The sequence below is a fragment of the Ruegeria sp. BC2 genome, from assembly GCF_056539245.1.
The window spans coordinates 1,723,248-1,738,290 of record NZ_JBQFUQ010000001.1 but is presented as its reverse complement, the minus strand read 5'-3'; the positions used below and the strand labels follow the sequence as shown (position 1 = coordinate 1,738,290).

17 protein-coding genes and 1 riboswitch are annotated in these 15,043 nt (G+C 67.8%); of the genes, 2 read left to right on the top strand and 15 right to left on the bottom strand.

Going from position 1 to position 15,043, the window contains the following annotated elements:
* Positions 1–11 precede the first annotated feature (11 nt).
* Positions 12–473, bottom strand: a complete 462-nt coding sequence (locus ACR0CU_RS08655) for a DUF302 domain-containing protein (RefSeq protein WP_170358436.1) — start codon at positions 471–473, stop codon at positions 12–14.
* 144 nt (positions 474–617) lie between these two features.
* Between ACR0CU_RS08655 and ACR0CU_RS08650 the strand changes: the two genes are divergently transcribed.
* On the top strand, positions 618–962 hold the full coding sequence (locus ACR0CU_RS08650) for a DUF1636 family protein (protein WP_170435096.1): 345 nt from the start codon (positions 618–620) through the stop codon (positions 960–962).
* On the opposite strand, the gene ACR0CU_RS08645 is transcribed toward ACR0CU_RS08650, so the two are convergent.
* The 9 genes from ACR0CU_RS08645 to cbiE form a co-directional block, all read right to left on the bottom strand.
* Positions 950–1,444: a hypothetical protein gene (locus tag ACR0CU_RS08645; protein ID WP_170338190.1), complete on the bottom strand. Its 495-nt coding sequence runs from the start codon at positions 1,442–1,444 to the stop codon at positions 950–952. The two genes, ACR0CU_RS08650 and ACR0CU_RS08645, sit on opposite strands and share 13 nt — an antisense overlap.
* A gap of 64 nt (positions 1,445–1,508) precedes the next feature.
* Positions 1,509–2,207 (bottom strand): CbtA family protein, encoded by a 699-nt coding sequence (locus ACR0CU_RS08640; RefSeq protein ID WP_170337718.1) that lies wholly within the window; start codon positions 2,205–2,207, stop codon positions 1,509–1,511.
* Between the two features lie 4 nt (positions 2,208–2,211).
* Positions 2,212–2,382, bottom strand: a complete 171-nt coding sequence (locus ACR0CU_RS08635) for a CbtB domain-containing protein (protein ID WP_005981986.1) — start codon at positions 2,380–2,382, stop codon at positions 2,212–2,214.
* Positions 2,383–2,418: 36 nt separating this feature from the next.
* Positions 2,419–2,627, bottom strand: a riboswitch (cobalamin riboswitch).
* A 43-nt stretch (positions 2,628–2,670) separates the two neighbouring features.
* A complete protein-coding gene (gene cobF / locus ACR0CU_RS08630) occupies positions 2,671–3,414 on the bottom strand; it encodes a precorrin-6A synthase (deacetylating) (protein WP_170446737.1) in 744 nt (247 codons plus the stop codon).
* Positions 3,407–4,135: a uroporphyrinogen-III C-methyltransferase gene (cobA, locus tag ACR0CU_RS08625; protein ID WP_170446735.1), complete on the bottom strand. Its 729-nt coding sequence runs from the start codon at positions 4,133–4,135 to the stop codon at positions 3,407–3,409. Before cobA ends, cobF begins: the two co-directional genes overlap by 8 nt.
* Complete coding sequence (locus ACR0CU_RS08620; RefSeq protein ID WP_170446733.1) at positions 4,132–5,448, bottom strand: cobyrinic acid a,c-diamide synthase CobB; 1,317 nt, start codon at positions 5,446–5,448, stop codon at positions 4,132–4,134. The genes cobA and ACR0CU_RS08620 overlap by 4 nt, the downstream gene beginning before the upstream one ends.
* Positions 5,441–6,235 carry a precorrin-4 C(11)-methyltransferase gene (cobM, locus tag ACR0CU_RS08615; protein WP_170446731.1) on the bottom strand — a complete coding sequence of 265 codons (795 nt, stop codon included), beginning with the start codon at positions 6,233–6,235 and terminating at the stop codon, positions 5,441–5,443. The genes ACR0CU_RS08620 and cobM overlap by 8 nt, the downstream gene beginning before the upstream one ends.
* Positions 6,232–6,600 carry a cobalamin biosynthesis protein gene (locus ACR0CU_RS08610; protein ID WP_170447093.1) on the bottom strand — a complete coding sequence of 123 codons (369 nt, stop codon included), beginning with the start codon at positions 6,598–6,600 and terminating at the stop codon, positions 6,232–6,234. Before ACR0CU_RS08610 ends, cobM begins: the two co-directional genes overlap by 4 nt.
* A complete protein-coding gene (gene cbiE / locus ACR0CU_RS08605; RefSeq protein WP_170446729.1) occupies positions 6,597–7,796 on the bottom strand; it encodes a precorrin-6y C5,15-methyltransferase (decarboxylating) subunit CbiE in 1,200 nt (399 codons plus the stop codon). Before cbiE ends, ACR0CU_RS08610 begins: the two co-directional genes overlap by 4 nt.
* Between cbiE and ACR0CU_RS08600 the strand changes: the two genes are divergently transcribed.
* Positions 7,795–8,544, top strand: a complete 750-nt coding sequence (locus ACR0CU_RS08600; protein WP_170446727.1) for a cobalt-precorrin-6A reductase — start codon at positions 7,795–7,797, stop codon at positions 8,542–8,544. The two genes, cbiE and ACR0CU_RS08600, sit on opposite strands and share 2 nt — an antisense overlap.
* Here ACR0CU_RS08600 and cobJ read toward each other — a convergent pair.
* The 5 genes from cobJ to cobN are packed head-to-tail and all read right to left on the bottom strand — an operon-like array spanning position 8,517 to position 15,037.
* On the bottom strand, positions 8,517–9,269 hold the full coding sequence (gene cobJ / locus ACR0CU_RS08595) for a precorrin-3B C(17)-methyltransferase (protein WP_170446725.1): 753 nt from the start codon (positions 9,267–9,269) through the stop codon (positions 8,517–8,519). The genes ACR0CU_RS08600 and cobJ overlap by 28 nt on opposite strands.
* Entirely contained in the window at positions 9,266–9,994 is a 729-nt protein-coding gene (locus ACR0CU_RS08590) for a precorrin-2 C(20)-methyltransferase (protein WP_170446723.1), read from the bottom strand. The genes cobJ and ACR0CU_RS08590 overlap by 4 nt, the downstream gene beginning before the upstream one ends.
* On the bottom strand, positions 9,991–10,620 hold the full coding sequence (locus ACR0CU_RS08585) for a precorrin-8X methylmutase (RefSeq protein WP_170446721.1): 630 nt from the start codon (positions 10,618–10,620) through the stop codon (positions 9,991–9,993). Before ACR0CU_RS08585 ends, ACR0CU_RS08590 begins: the two co-directional genes overlap by 4 nt.
* Complete coding sequence (gene cobG / locus ACR0CU_RS08580; protein WP_170446719.1) at positions 10,620–11,747, bottom strand: precorrin-3B synthase; 1,128 nt, start codon at positions 11,745–11,747, stop codon at positions 10,620–10,622. Before cobG ends, ACR0CU_RS08585 begins: the two co-directional genes overlap by 1 nt.
* The gene (gene cobN / locus ACR0CU_RS08575; protein ID WP_480642831.1) at positions 11,744–15,037 is read right to left on the bottom strand and encodes a cobaltochelatase subunit CobN; all 3,294 of its coding nucleotides are present in this window, start codon (positions 15,035–15,037) and stop codon (positions 11,744–11,746) included. Before cobN ends, cobG begins: the two co-directional genes overlap by 4 nt.
* Between the last annotated feature and the right edge of the window lie 6 nt (positions 15,038–15,043).

Genomic DNA, 15,043 nt, shown 5'->3' with positions numbered 1-15,043 from the left:
CGTCAGTGTGACTATTTGACAGCCATCTGGGCGATGGCGGCGAATTTGGCGTCCAACTCTGCGGCAATCGCGGGCAAGGCGTCGGAGCCACCGTTGTAGGGGGCAAAGACCAAAGTGGGCGTTTTGTAGGACAGCGTCGCGGTCCCGTCCTCGTTTTCCGTGACGTACAGGCGGATCGGCGCCTCGATCATCGCGGGCACCGATTGTTCCAGAACCCGCACCGCATAGTCGTTGTTGAAGACGCCGATCACCCGATTGCCCGGAATGGTGATGCCGCGCGCGGCGGCGGCCTTGGTGGGCCCGGCCTGCGTTACCACGATCAGACCGTTTGCCTTGACCGCTGCGATCGTGTCGGCCACCAGCGCGTCATGGGTCTTGGTCGTCGGGTGGACGGCCCAACCCGGCCGTGGTTCGATATCGGCAGCAAGCGCGGGCAGCGCCAGCAGGCCGAGGAAAAACATAAGACGTTTCATCACGGGCTCTCCAGGTCGTGGTTGGCCCAAGTCTTCCCGAATTCCCGGGTGCGTACAGTCACAATATCGTGGGCGGCGGGCTTGCGCCGGGGGTGCGAAACCCGCACAAGCGACAGTGTGAAACGGAAAAGGCAGGCGAGTGGCATGCGTGTTTTGATCTGCAGCAGCTGCGCGGGCGAGCGCGACTTGCCGGCCGAGCGTCAGGCCGTATCGGACGCCCTGCGCGCTGCGGGCGTGGACGGGCAGGTCGAGATCGCCGAGCACGCCTGTTTCAGCGGTTGCAATGAGCCGACCGTGGTGGCGATGCAGGGGGAAAGCCTGGCGTCCTACGTGTTTTCGGGGATCGATCCGGTTGCCGATGCCGATGACATTGCGGCGACCTGCCGGACCATTCTGAACAGCCCGAATGGCTGGATCGAAGACGCCCGGCCGTGCGGGCGGCTTCGCTTGTGTCTGCGGGCGCGGATCCCCGCGTTTCAGTCCACCTGAACCGTGACCGAGGCGCTGACCGGCACCCCATCCACGGCCAGCGGGCTGTGGCTGTTGGCGTTCAGCGAGACCTCGATGGTAGTGTCGCCCTTGGGCAGGTCCGAAATGTGCATCCAGTTGCCATAAAGCCGGGCCAGCTTGACGCCGTTTACATAGACATGCGCATGGCCTTCGCCGGGCTTGTTGTCCAGCGAGGCGTTCTCCGGCGAGAAGCGGAAGTTTTTTGGCATCACATGCAGGTTCCAACCCGCCATCGGGTCGGGGGAGACGGCGATCTCCAGCCCCGGCGCGTCCGGTCCGGCGGGCAGGTTGATGGCGGCGCTGTGGTCATGGGCCATGGCCTCGGCGTGATGGCCGCCATGTTGGGCGGGGTCGGAATGGTCGTGGCCATCGAAGGTGACGCCGTTGGCCGCGGCCAGCACGAACCCGGCACCCCCACCAAAGACCAGACCGATCGCGAAAAGAGCAAGCGAGCGTGTCATCATGTTTCCTTGAAAAGCAAATGACCCGCCGGTTGGGCGCCGGCGGGTCGTGGGATTTCGGGGATCAGGCCGCGGCTTCGACGCGCTTGCCCTCGCTTTGCCAGAAATACCCGGCAAACGAACCCAGCAGCACCCAGGCCACAAGGCCGACGCCAAAGGCGCGTGCTGCGAACAGGGCCCCGATCTCGGTCGGAACCGGCCCGGTGAACACGTCGGGTTCCGGCGCGCCGATCAGGTGCGGGGCCATCAACAGCACGGCCGCAACCAGATAGCTGACGATGTTGCCACCAAAGGCGATCAGCCACATGGCCACACCAGCAGCCGCGACGGTTGCCCACCACCAGATCTGCCGCGCGAACACATCGGCTGCGGCAACACCCGGAACCTCGGGGGCCAGGGTGAAGCCCGGCGCCAGGTGAAAGGCGATGAAACCGGCAAGCCCCCATAGCACGCCCGTGCGCCCGTCAACCGGGTGGCCTTGCGCCTCGGCCAGCGACATCAGGGCGACCAGAACCAGCGCATAGCCGGTATAGGTCAGCATGGTGAACACCACGCTCAACCCGTCGCGGGTCAGGTCCGAGAACATGCCCGGCAGTTCGGGATGGGCCGAGACGGCTTCGGCTCCGAAATGCACCAGCTCTCCGGATTCATAGAGTTCAGCATGCAGCAACACGGGTTGCACGAATACCAACTGCAGCAGGGCGACGATCAACCCGGCTGCAGCACCAGCGAACAACGCGCTGGTCAGAATGCGACTGAACATTGGTTTAGTGGCAGGGGAAGCCGGTTGCGTGGCGCACGTCATGGGCGGCGTCATGCAGCGCCGATGCCTGAACGTGACCGGCTAGGGTGATGATCCCCAGGCCCAGGGCCGCCGCGAACACTGCCGAAAGAATGCCAGCGCGTGCCGTTGATGCGGTTTGCGTTTGTGTCGTCATTTTCTGTCCTCCTGTGCCGCCGCACCCGACGGCCGGTGTTTCATTGTGCGCCTGGCAGGTCTCCTGGCTTGCGGGTCAGCGCCTTTGTTCGCCTTCCCCCCGAACGGATCGGGAGTGGCTGGTTGAACAGGGCTCACCGCTTACAGTCGCGGGGGCGGCTTTGGATTTGACCTGCGCGCAGGCCGCACCAAATTCCCTCTTAGCATCCGGATGTCTCCGGCAGGACCAGACCCGTCCATTTAGACGTGAATGCCGCTGTGGCGCAATCGCCATTTGCGACCTTTCGCGTCAATTCCCGCGCTTTTTCAGAACATAGATATCCATGATCCACCCGTGCCAGGCGCGGGCCTCGGTGCGGGTGCGCAGGATCTCATCGGCCACATCGGCCAGCGGACCTTTGATCAGGATCTGCTCGGGCATACCCACGTAAGCCCCCCACCAGATGTCAAAATCGGCCATGTCCAGCGTCTGGAACGAACATTCGCCATCCAGCATCACCGCAACCGTATCGGCGTCGCTGGGCCAGCCCTCGTCGCGGATACGCCGGCCGGTGGTCACCAGATAAGGCGCGCCGATCTCGTTGATCGGCATGGCATGGGCCGCCGTCAGCGCCTGCAGCGCCGTGATGCCGGGAATCACCTTGGTGTTCGGCTGCGGGTCCAGCCGCGCCGCGATTCGCAGCGAGCTGTCGTAGAGCGACGGGTCGCCCCAGATCAGCAGGGCGACGGTGCGCGCCTCGGGGTGCCGGGCCATTGCCTCCTCCCAGCGCAGGGCGATCGCGTCGTGCCATTCATCCACGCCGCGCAGATAAGCATCCTGCGACCGGCGTTCGGGAATGTCGAAATAGGCGATTTGGGGCGGTGTGTCAGTGACCTTGCGGATGATTTCCTCGCGCACGCCGGCCAGATCGGCCTTGTTGGCGCCCTTGCGGGGGATCAGGATCAGATCGGCCGCGCGGATCGCCTGCGCGCCCTGAAAGGTCACGTGGTCCGGGTTGCCGGTGCCGATCCCGATCAAGACCAGATCAATCATCGTCGAACTCCGCCAGCGGACCATAAAGGATCAGCGCAGGTGCAGTGCCGACCTCGGAGCCCAGGCGCTCGGCCAGGGCGCCGACGGTGGACCGGTGCAGCGATTGCTCAGGCGTCGAGACCGACTCGGCCATCAGCGCTGGGGTGTCCAGCGGCAGCCCATGCGCGTGCAGCGCCTGCGCCAGCAGGGGAAAGGTGCGCTTGCCCATGAACACCACCGTCGTCGCACCCGGGTCGGCCAGCGCGGGCAGGTTCAGATCCTCGGGCAGCTTGCCGCTGACATCGTGGCCGGTGACGAATTGCACCCGCCGCGCAGTCAGGCGCCGGGTCAGCGGGATGCCCGCAGCCGCAGCCGCCGCAATGGCCGAGGGGATACCCGGAATGATCTCGTACGCGATCCTGGCAGCGCGCAGGGCCACCAGCTCCTCCTCTAGCCGTCCGAACAGGCCGCCATCGCCCGATTTCAGCCGCACGATCCGCTGGCCGGTCTGGGCGTACTCGACCAGCAGGCGGCTGACATGGTCCTGCTTGGGCGAGGGCCGCCCGGCGCGCTTGCCCACGCCCACAAGGTCGGCCTCCTTGCGCGCATGGCTCAGGATCGGCCCGCTGCTGAGATCGTCGAACAGTACCGCGTCGGCCTTTTGCAGCCGGTCCACGGCCTTGAGGGTCAACAATTCCGGGTCGCCGGGACCGGACCCGATGAAGGAAACGAAACCGCTCATGCGCTGGCCTCTGCGATCAGATGGAAGAACGTACCGGTGACATGCCCGCGGCGCGATCCGGTCTGCGGACCTTCGGCGCCTTCGGCGTCAAAAACCCGTGCCAAGGGCACGTCGGGCTGCTCGACGATCGAGGAATAGTGGAACTCGTGCCCCCGCAGCGCGGTCCCGGCCGAGAACCCGGGCATGTCGGCCAGCAACTCGGCCCGGCGATAGCCCAGGTTGAACTTGCGCTTCTCGTACGAGGTGACCAGACCCAGCAGCCCGGCCATCCGGTGGCGGGTGCCATCCTTGTCGATCAGCCCTTCGCCCAGGGCCATGTAGCCGCCGCATTCGCCATGCACGAGCCGCGTTTCGGCATGATTGCGCAAGCCGGTCAGGAACCGGTCTGCCGCAGCCAGGGTTCCGGCGTGCAGTTCGGGGTACCCGCCGGGCAACCAGACGAGATCGGCGTCCGGGGCCGGCGCCTCGTCCGCCAGCGGAGAAAACGGCAGAATCTCGGCACCGGCCGCCCGCCAGCCTTCCAGAAGATGCGGATAGGTAAAGGAAAACGCGGCGTCCCGGGCAAGCGCGATCCGTTGCGCCGGAGGGGGCGGCAGCGCGGGCGACGACGGCCCCATCGGGCCCGAGGAGGCCGCCCGCTTGATCGCTTCCAGATCCACATGTTCACGCAGAAAGGCCGCATAGCCGGCAATTGCGCTTTCCAGATCAGGGTGCTCGACTGCCTGGATCAGACCCAGATGCCGCTCGGGCAGGGTCAGGTCGCCGCGCCGGGGCAGGACGCCCAGAACCGGCAGGCCTGCGCGCTCCATCCCCAGACGGGTCAGGCGTTCGTGGCGCGGGCTGGCGCAGCGGTTCAGAATCACGCCGGCAAAGGGCAGGTCGGGGTTGTACATCCGGAACCCCAGCGCCGTAGCGGCGGCCGATTGCGCCTGACCGCCCACATCCAGCACAAGAACCACCGGCCAACCCATGCGCAGCGCGGTCTCGGCGCTGGACCCGTGGCCCAGCTCGCCCGGCTTTGCGACCCCGTCGAACAGGCCCATCGACCCTTCGGCCACCACGATGTCGGCGCCTTCGGCCTGCGCCGCAATCGCGCCCAGTAACGGCGCGCCCATCGCCCAGCTGTCAAGGTTGAACGAGGCCCGCCCCGCCGCCGCCCGGTGAAAGGCCGGGTCGATGTAGTCGGGACCGCTCTTGAAAGGCTGCACCGTCAGCCCGTCCTCGGCCAGCGCGCGCAGCAGGCCCAGCATCACGGTCGTCTTGCCCGTCCCCGAGGATGGGGCCGAAATGAGCAGTCCGGGCGGGTTAGTCATCGCCGTGACTCCAGCTCGACCACGGGCTGTCGGCGCTTTGCGGACGATAGCGACGGTCATAGGTCTTTGAATACAGACAGCTTTCGTCGAAGCCTTCACCGGCCAGTGCCGGCCCGACCAGGATCAGCGCGGTGCGCGAGATGCTTTCGTCCAGCGATTCCTTCAACGTGCCCAGCTTGGCGCGGATGATCCGCTCGTCCGGCCAGCTGGCGCGGTACACCACGGCCACCGGGCAATCGGCGCTATAGGCGGGGGTCAGGTCGGCCACCACCTTGTCCAGATTGCCGATCGACAGGTGGATGGCCAGTGTGGCGCCGGTGCGGGCGAAGTTTTCCAGCGTTTCGCCCTCGGGCATGGACGAGGCGCGCCCCGGCGTCCGCGTCAGCACCACCGATTGCGCCAGCCCGGGCAGGGTCAGTTCGGTGCCCAAAGCGGCTGCCGCGGCGGCAAAGGACGGAACGCCGGGGGTCACGCTGACTGGAATGCCCATCTGTTTCAGGCGCCGGATCTGTTCGCCCATCGCCGACCAGACCGACAGGTCGCCCGAATGCAGCCGGGCCACGTCCTGACCGGCGTCATGGGCGGCTTGAATTTCGGCCATGATCTGATCCAGATCCATCGGCGCGGTATTCACGATCCGGGCGCCTTCGGGGCAGTGGGCCAGGATCTCCTCGGGCACCAGCGACCCGGCATACAGGCACACCGGGCAAGCGGCGATGATGTCGCGTCCGCGCAGGGTCAGAAGGTCGGCGGCGCCCGGTCCGGCGCCTATGAAATGAACGGTCATGTCTGTCCTCCGATGGCGACCGCGCAGGTGGCAAGCCGGTCGTCCGAGATCTGTCGGGGTGAAAGCAGCCGCGCGCCCGGTCCGGCGGCGGCGAGGGCGGAAGCTTCGGCCACGCTGCCGGTGCCATGGGTGGCGCGGCTGCGGGGCGAGCAGGTGAGCGTGCGTTGCCCGGCCAGATCGGCCGGGTCCGCGAAATGCAGGGGCAGGGCGCAGGCAGCGGCAAATTCGGCCAGCGCCGGGTGGCCGGCTTTGTCGGCGGCGGTGGCCAGCGCGTCCACCGCCTGCCCGGCAGTGGCGCGGTCGAACGCTGCGCGCAGGCTGGCGCAGGTCGCGGTGGACGAAAACCCAAGCCCGGCCACGATCATAGGGTCACACTCCACTGCACGACCGGATAGGCCGATTTCCAACCGCGCCGGGGGCCGAGGTCGCCAGCCTGTGCCAGCTCGATCCGCAGTAGGTCTCCGCCCAGCTTGGCGTGCCATTGGCTCAGCACTGCTTCGCTTTCCAGCGTAACGGCGTTGGCGACCAGCCGGGTGCCCGAAGGGAGATTGCTCACGAGCCAGTCCAGCAGTGCGTCGCTTAGCCCGCCGCCGACGAACACCACGTCAGGCAAGGGCAGTCCGTCCAGCGCGTCGGGCGCCCGGCCATGGATGACCTGCAACCGATCCTGTCCCAGCGCGTCGGCATTAGCGCGGATTCGCGCGGCGCGGTCTGCGCGCGGCTCGATCGTGGTGGCCGTCAGGGACGGGTCGCACATCAGCCATTCGATGCCGATCGATCCGCTGCCGCCGCCGATGTCCCACAGATGCTCGCCCCGCGCAGGCGCCAGCGCCGACAGTGTCAGCGCGCGCACCGGCCGTTTGGTGATCTGCCCATCGGTTTCGAAAATCTCGTCGGGTTTGCCAGAGGCCAAGGGCAGCTCACGCCCGTCGCCCGAAACCTCGAGCGCAACGCAGACCGGATGCTCGAACGCGCCCAGCAGGGCTTCGGTCAGGGACATGCTGCGCGCGCGTTCCCGAGGGCCGCCGAGGGCCTCCATCACGTGCAGGGTCGTTTCGCCGAACCCGGTCTCGGTCAGATAGCGGGCCAGCTCGGCCACAGCGGCCCCGTCGCGCAGCAGGACGATGGCGCGCAGGCCGCGCGACAGATGCGGACGCAGGCGGGTCAGGGGGGCAGCGTGCAGGCCGAAGGTGGCAACGTTTTCCAGAGGCAAGCCCAATCGCGCCGCCGCCAGCGAGAAGGTCGACTGGCCCGGCCGTGCCGCCCACTCCCAAGGGGCGAAATTGCGCGCGATCACCGATCCGGCGCCAAACCAGAACGGATCGCCCGAGGCCAGCACCACCGTGCGCCGGCCCTTCAGCCCTTGCAGGATGGTCAGCCCGTCAGCGAATGGCACCGGCCATGCGATGCGTTCGGCCCCGGTTTCGGGAACCAGCGACAGGTGCCGGGGTGGGCCCATGATGACCTCGGCGCGTTCCAGCTCTTGACGGCTTGCGGCCGACAGGCCATCCAGTCCATCCTCGCCCAGGCCCAGAATGGTCAGCCACGGAGTTTCAGACATGCCCAACCTCCTGATCCTTGGCGGCACGACCGAGGCCAACGCATTGGCCCGCGCCGTGGCGGATTTGGGTGTGGCGGCAACCTATTCCTATGCGGGCCGGGTCGACAACCCGCGGCCGCAACCGCTGCCTACGCGCGTAGGTGGCTTCGGCGGGGCCGAGGGTCTGGCGCGTCACATCCGCGACAACGGCGTGACCCATGTGATCGACGCCACCCATCCCTTTGCCGCGCAGATGAGCCGCAATGCCATCGCCGCCTGCCAGCAGACGCAGACGCCGCTGGCCGCGCTGACCCGCGCAGAATGGACGGCCGCGCCCGGCGACCGGTGGCAACACGTGCCCGACATCGCCGGCGCCGTCGCCGCGCTGGCCGGTCCGCCGCGTCGGGTGTTCCTTGCGGTGGGGCGCATGCATCTTGAGGAATTCGCGGCGCAGCCCCAGCACCACTATCTTCTGCGGCCGGTCGATGAACCCGGCCCGCTGCCCTTCGCCGATTGCGACGTGGTCGTGTCGCGCGGGCCTTTTACGGTTGAAGAAGACACGGCGCTGATGCGCCGGCACCGAACTGAACTGGTGGTGTCCAAGAACGCCGGAGGCACCGGCGCGCGCGCCAAGCTGGACGCCGCGCGAGCGCTGGGCATCCCGGTGCTGATGATCGACCGGTCCAGGCTGCCCCGCCGGGTCGAGTTGACAAGCGTGCCGCAGGTTCTGGACTGGCTGGCTCATTTCGGCGTGGACCTTGGCGTATAGACGATGGGGCCGATGGGCCGCTCGATGACGCGGGTCAGGGATGAGCCGACGATCACCACCGTTTGCATGTCGGCCATGTCGGGCGTTGCCTCGGCCAGGGTCGCGATGCGGATCGCCTCGTCTGGGCGCGATACGGCGCGGGCGAACAGGATCAGGCGCTCGGGCTCGCATTCCTGCCGCAGGATTTCCAGCGTCTTTACAAAGCCTTCAGGCCGCGACTTCGAGCGCGGATTGTAGAAGGCCATCGCGAAATCGGCCTGCGCGGCCAGCCGCAGGCGTTTCTCGATCACGGCCCAGGGCTTGAGATTGTCGCTGAGGTTGATGGCGCAGAAATCATGGCCCAGCGGCGCGCCCGCCCGGGCCGCGGCGGCCAGCATGGCGGTGATACCGGGTAGTACGACAATCTGGATGTTACGCCAGGCGTCGGGGCCGTTTTCCAGCGCCTCGAACACAGCGGCAGCCATGGCGAACACGCCCGGATCGCCCGATGAGACCACGACTACCCGCTTGCCCTCGGCCGCCATGCGCAGCGCGTGCTGCGAGCGGTCGATCTCGACCCGGTTGTCGCTGGCGTGCAGGGTCAGGCCAGGCCGTTCGGCCACCCGCGCAACGTAGGGAATATAGCCCACCACATCGGTCGCCTCGGCCAAGGCGGCGGTCACCTCGTGGGTCACCAGCGCCTCGTTTCCGGGGCCAAGCCCGGCGATCTTGACCCAGCCGCTCATGGCCGCCGCCCCTGTCCGTGCACGATGATGATCGAGAAATAGGGCGTGACCTCGGTGCAGGCGTCGCTCAGCTTGCGAACGGTCTGGTTGGGCATCTGCGCGTATTCCACGATCCAGGCCCGGTCGAACAGGCCCGCCGTTTTCAGCGCGCGTTTCACCTTGTCGATGTTGCGGCCGATCTTCATCACCACCAGCGCGTCGGTGCGCGCCATGCGGTCTGCCAGAACATCTTCGGGAAGGGTTCCCATCAGCACCGTGAGGATGTCATCGCCCCAGGTGATCGGATCGCCCGTGGCCGTCCAAGCGCCTGACATGCCGGTGATCGCCGGCACCACCTCGACGGGCACGACGTCGCGCAGGCGGCTGTAGAGATGCATGAACGAGCCGTAGAAGAACGGATCTCCCTCGCACAGCACCACCACGTCCTCGCCCTGATCGGCCAGTTCTTTCAAGCGTGCGGTGCAGCGTTCGTAGAACTCGGCCAGCAGAGCGTTGTAGCGCGGATCGGTGACCGGGATCTCGGTCGTGACGGGGTATTCCATTGGGAACTCGACCGCATCGTCGCGGATCATCTCGTTGACGATCTTGCGCGCCTGCCCGGTTCGGCCGGGCTTGCGGAAATAGGCCACGTGTTTCGCGCCGCGCAACAGGCGGTCGGCCCGGACGCTCATCAAATCGGGGTCGCCTGGGCCGAGGCCCACGCCATAGATCGTGCCCATGCTCATTCCGCCCGGCTTGCGATGGCGTTGATCGCGGCGACGGTGATGGCGCTGCCGCCCAGACGGCCCTTGACGATGCAGCAGGGCACCGGCTGCGCTTCCCACAGGGCGTCCTTGGATTCGACCGCACCGACAAAGCCCACCGGGCAGCCGATGATCGCGGCGGGGCGGGGGCAGTCGGGGTCTTCCAGCATGTTCAGCAGGTGAAACAGCGCCGTGGGCGCGTTGCCGATGGCCACCAGCGCACCCTCCAGATGCGGGCGCCACAGTTCCAGCGCGGCGGCGGATCGGGTGTTGCCCATCTTCTCGGCCAGCGCGCGCACGCGCTCGTCATGCAGGGTGCAGATGACCTGGTTGTCAGCGGGCAGGCGAAAGCGTGTGACGCCTTCGGACACCATCCGCGCGTCGCACAGGATCGGCGCGCCGTTTTCCAGCGCGGCGCGGGCGGTGCGCACGAAGCCGTCCGAGAAATGGATGAATTCTTCCAGCCCGACCATCCCGGCGGCATGGATCATGCGGACGGCGACCTGCTCTTCGTCCGGATCAAAGCGGGCCAGATCGGCCTCGGACCGGATCGTGGCGAAGGATTGCTTGTAGATCGCCGCGCCGTCGGTTTCGTATTCATAGGGCATCAGGTCAGGTCCATGGTCTTCAGTGTTTCGGGGTCCAGCCCGCGCTGGAGGGGCTCATCCCCCGCGCGGCCGTGTTTTACAAGATCAAATCGCCCATCGCGGCCCACCAGCGTCAGATCGGCCGCGCCCATGCGCGCGCAGCCCTTGGCGCAGCCCGAGACATGCAGGCTGCCGGACACGCGCGGGGCCAGTGCGCGGGCGATGGCCCGGGTTTCGGTCTGCGCCTGCGGGCAGAATGGCGCGCCGGGGCAGGCGTCGGTGGATAGCAGCGCGTCGGCGCCGTCCGTCACGAAGGCCGGGGCTGGGAGCGCCGCCCCGCCTTCCAGCAGGAACAACCGCCAGGGCGTGACGCGCAGGGCGGCGGCGCCCGAGGCCTCGACCAATGCACGCAACTCGGCGGCGGGCAGTTGCCCGAAGGCCGCGCCATAGATCGGGCCGATTGTGCTTTTACCGGGTTGCGGCGCCGGTGCCGTGGGGCCGGGGGCGTGGCCCTGCCATTCCTCGGGCAGAGCCTGCACCGCGATCAGGCGGGCCATGCGGCGGGTGTCAGAAGTAAAGCGCTCGGCGAACCACATGGCCAGATCGATCACGCGATCGATCGCCTCATCTTCGGTCACCAAGCGGCCGGTCTCGGCCCCGTCGGCGCGCAGGATCAGGCCCGAAGGTCCTCGCTCCAATCGGATATCGGCCGAGTCCCCGGCCAGCTGCCGCGCCTCGCCGGTATCCACCGCAAAGCCGAACTTGGCGGGCAGGGCGGGCAGATCACCGAGCCGGTCGATCAATGCCTGCGTCAGGCGCGCGGTCAGGTCGCCCGGTTGGTACAGCGGCGACACAAGGATGTTGCGCCGGGTCTCAAGCCCGGGCTCTGCATCCAGCAGTTTCAGCGCCGACAACTCGGCCAGCAGTGGCTGGTGATCGTCTTCGGCCACGCCGCGCAATTGCAGGTTGGCGCGGTTGGTCAGGTCGATGGTGCCGTTGCCGAAGCGCAGCGCCAGATCGCACAGCCCCAGCGTTTGGGCTGCGCTCAGCCGGGCCAGACGCGGGCGTACCCGCACCACCAACCCGTCGCCGGACATCATCGGGCGATGCGCGCCGGGGCACCAGCCCTGGACGACCGGGGCGCTCATCCCAACCCCTCCAGATCGGCGCGGATCGAGTTGCGGCGGGTGTTCCACAGCCCGGCCTCGTACAGCGCGCGGAACCGGTCCTGCATGGCCTGATGGGCCTGCGGATTGGCCTGCTGCAAAAAGGCGTCCACCTCCGGGTTGCCGAGGGTGGCATCGTGATAGAGGTCGAACAAATGCGGGGCGACGCTGCCCGACAGATGTGCGAAAGACGCCATGTGATCCAGCGTCGCGGCGATCTCGGCCGCGCCGCGGAATCCGTGGCGCTGCATACCGGCGATCCAGTCGGGATTGGCGGCGCGGGCGTGGACCACGCGGCTGATTTCCTCGGGCAGGGTGCGGGCGCGGGGTGTTTCTGGGCGGGTATTGTCCAGGTGGTACAGCTGCGCCTGCCCGCCGGTCAGCTTTTTGGCGGCGGCAAATCCGGCCTCATGCGTGGCATAGTCATTGGCCAGCAGCAGGTCGGTCTCGGTCAGGTCCTGCAAGTGCACGAAACTGTCGGCTTGCGCCACGCGCTGGGTGATCCCATCGAGGTCGTGGGCAATGTGCTCGCCCTCGAAGGCAAAGGCGCTGGCGTCCAGCCAGGCCTGACCGGCCTGCGCGCGCGCCTCGTCGGTATAGGTCTCCGACAGGTGGGTCATGTTCAGCCCATAGCTGCCCGGCGCCGGGCCATAGACGCGGGCGGCGGGCGGCTGGCCCGCATAGGGGTTCCAGTCGGGCGCCTCGTCGCGTTCCGACAGCGCCCGGACCGCCTGTCCGAACAGCGCCGACAGGGTCGGGAACACGTCGCGGAACAGGCCCGAGACGCGCAGGGTCACGTCCAGCCGGGGGCGCTCCAGATCGGTGATCGGCAGAACCTCGATCCCGCTCACGCGCTCGGAGCCCGGATCCCAGACCGGTTTGACGCCCAGCAGGTGCAATGCCATGGCGAATTCCTCGCCCGCCGTCCGCATCGTGGCCGAGCCCCACAGATCGACGATCAGGCCCTTGGGGTAGTCGCCCTCCTCCTGCAGGTGGCGGCGCACCAGTTCCTCGGCCAGTTTCACCCCCTGCGCAAAGGCGGCGCGGGTGGGGACCGATCGCGGATCGGTGGTGAACAGGTTGCGCCCGGTGGGCAGCACGTCGGTGCGTCCGCGATAGGGCGAGCCGGACGGGCCAGCCTCGATCCGTTTGCCGGCCAAGGCATCCAGCAGGGCCTGCCGTTCGGTCTGTGCTGACGCGGCAGTATCGAAATTGCCCGCAACCTGCGGCGCGCGGCCAAAGACGTGCAGCCCGTCGCCGAACTGGCTTTCCTTGATGTCACAGACGAAGCGGTCGATGCGGGTGATAGCTTCGGCGGTGCTGGTGGCCTGATCCAGCCCCAGATCGGCCTCGAGCCCGATGGCCTGCGCCTCATCACGGATATCGGCCTGCAACCGGTCGCGCCGTTTGGGGTCCAGCCCGTCGGCGTTCGAGAACTCGTCCAACAGCGATTCCAGCCGCACCATGCGGTCGGGCGTGCTGCTTTGCTTCATCGGCGGAGGAATGTGGCCCAGCGTAACGGCCCCGATCCGGCGCTTGGCCTGCGCGGCCTCGCCCGGGTCGTTCACGATGAACGGATAGATCACCGGCAGGTCGCCGATCAGCGCCTCGGGCCAGCACTCGGCCGACAGAGCCACGGATTTGCCCGGCAGCCATTCCAGCGTGCCGTGGGCGCCAATATGGACCAGCGCATCGGCGCCCAACCCGTGCCGCAGCCACAGGTAGAAGGCTACGTAGCCGTGCCGGGGCGTGCGCGACAGGTCGTGGTATTCGTCGTCGCGCAGTTCCGGAGTGCCGCGTTCGGGCTGTAACGCCACCAGCGCCTTGCCGCGCCGAAGCGCGGTGAAGTGGAAGGCCCCATCGGCGCAGGCCGGGTCGTCCTCGGGTGCGCCCCAGACGGTTTCCAGATCGGCGCGCAACGCCTCGGGCAGTTGCGCCAGCGCCGCGCGGTAGGCCGAGACCGGCCAGGAAATCCGGGCGTCCAGCAGGGTATCGGCAATCGGTTCGGCGGGGGCGGTGTCATAGCCGGCGCCCTGCAGGTCGGACAGGATCGCCTCGGCCGAGGCCAGCGCGTCCAGCCCCACCGCATGGGCCATCTGCCAGTCTTTGCCCGGATAGGTGGACAAGACCAGCGCGAGGACCTGTTGCGCCTTTGGCTTCTCGGCCAGGTCCACCCAGGCCATCGCCCGGTCGACGATGGCGGTGATCCGGTCGGGCTCGGGCCGGTGGGCGAAACGGGAATATTCCAGATGCGGGTCGCGCTTGCCCGGCTCCTTGAACGAGGCGACACCGGCTGTGATACGCCCGTCCACCTCGGGCAGGACCACATGCATGGCCAGATCGGCGGGCGACAGGCCGCGTTCGGCCTCGGCCCAGGCCTTGCGGCGCGAAGTGGCCAGCGCGACCTGAAATACCGGCACGCCCGCCACGTCCAAGGGCGATGTGCCCGACGCACCCTTGCCCGAAAACGAGGTGGCATTGATGATCGCCGAGGGCGTCATCTCGGGGATAATCTCGGCCAGCCATTCCGCCGCCGCAGGCGCCTTGAGCGAGGGCGCGAACAGCCCTACCGCCTGATGACCCCGCGCGCGGATTTCTCGGATCAGGGCCGCGACCGGCGCGGTATCGGCCGCGGTCAGGTAGGCGCGGTAGAACGTCACGATGATGCGCCGGCCTTCGCCCGCGAATGCGTCCTCGGGCGCAATCACGCCGCGATCCGGGCACCACGCGCCGCAGTCGGGCAGAGTCTTGGCCCCCATCACCGGCCCGGCATAGAGTCCCGCCGCCAGCGCCATCTGCGCCAGCGCCGCCTGCGCGGCCACCTCGCCGCCGGTGTCGCACAGATGCGCCAGCCGCCGCAGGGTCGAGACCGGCAGGGTGGAATAGTCGTCCAGCCGCGTATCCTCGCGCCCGTCGGCGGGCAGCACCGCCAGCGCGATGCCCTTGGCCTGCGCCAGCGCCAGCACCTGCTGCAACCCGTAGGACCAATAGGGCACTCCGCCGATCAGCCGGATCAGGATGCCCTTGGCGCCCTCCAGCGTCTGCTCAACATAGGTATCGACCGACAATGGGTGCTTCAGCGCCGTCAGGTTGGCCAGCCGCAACGAGGGCATCCGCCCCTCGGGCCCGCCGCCGCGATGCCAGCCGGCCGCGAAAGCCCCCAGGTCGCTGTCCGAAAAGGACAGCACCACCAGATCCGCCGGGCTCTGGCCCAGATCGGTCGGGGTCTCGGTTTCTTCGAGCCCGTGGCTTTCGCGGAAGACGACGTGCATCGGTGC

Coding starts and splice junctions, on each gene's coding strand:
- ACR0CU_RS08585 (WP_170446721.1), bottom strand. CDS start 10,620: ATGCCCTATGAATACGAAACCGACGGCGCGGCGATCTACAAGCAATCC.
- ACR0CU_RS08640 (WP_170337718.1), bottom strand. CDS start 2,207: ATGTTCAGTCGCATTCTGACCAGCGCGTTGTTCGCTGGTGCTGCAGCC.
- cobM (WP_170446731.1), bottom strand. CDS start 6,235: ATGACCGTTCATTTCATAGGCGCCGGACCGGGCGCCGCCGACCTTCTG.
- ACR0CU_RS08610 (WP_170447093.1), bottom strand. CDS start 6,600: ATGATCGTGGCCGGGCTTGGGTTTTCGTCCACCGCGACCTGCGCCAGC.
- cbiE (WP_170446729.1), bottom strand. CDS start 7,796: ATGTCTGAAACTCCGTGGCTGACCATTCTGGGCCTGGGCGAGGATGGA.
- cobF (WP_170446737.1), bottom strand. CDS start 3,414: ATGATTGATCTGGTCTTGATCGGGATCGGCACCGGCAACCCGGACCAC.
- ACR0CU_RS08655 (WP_170358436.1), bottom strand. CDS start 473: ATGAAACGTCTTATGTTTTTCCTCGGCCTGCTGGCGCTGCCCGCGCTT.
- ACR0CU_RS08650 (WP_170435096.1), top strand. CDS start 618: ATGCGTGTTTTGATCTGCAGCAGCTGCGCGGGCGAGCGCGACTTGCCG.
- cobJ (WP_170446725.1), bottom strand. CDS start 9,269: ATGAGCGGCTGGGTCAAGATCGCCGGGCTTGGCCCCGGAAACGAGGCG.
- ACR0CU_RS08620 (WP_170446733.1), bottom strand. CDS start 5,448: ATGACTAACCCGCCCGGACTGCTCATTTCGGCCCCATCCTCGGGGACG.
- cobA (WP_170446735.1), bottom strand. CDS start 4,135: ATGAGCGGTTTCGTTTCCTTCATCGGGTCCGGTCCCGGCGACCCGGAA.
- ACR0CU_RS08635 (WP_005981986.1), bottom strand. CDS start 2,382: ATGACGACACAAACGCAAACCGCATCAACGGCACGCGCTGGCATTCTT.
- cobG (WP_170446719.1), bottom strand. CDS start 11,747: ATGAGCGCCCCGGTCGTCCAGGGCTGGTGCCCCGGCGCGCATCGCCCG.
- ACR0CU_RS08645 (WP_170338190.1), bottom strand. CDS start 1,444: ATGACACGCTCGCTTGCTCTTTTCGCGATCGGTCTGGTCTTTGGTGGG.
- ACR0CU_RS08600 (WP_170446727.1), top strand. CDS start 7,795: ATGCCCAACCTCCTGATCCTTGGCGGCACGACCGAGGCCAACGCATTG.
- ACR0CU_RS08590 (WP_170446723.1), bottom strand. CDS start 9,994: ATGAGCATGGGCACGATCTATGGCGTGGGCCTCGGCCCAGGCGACCCC.
- cobN (WP_480642831.1), bottom strand. CDS start 15,037: ATGCACGTCGTCTTCCGCGAAAGCCACGGGCTCGAAGAAACCGAGACC.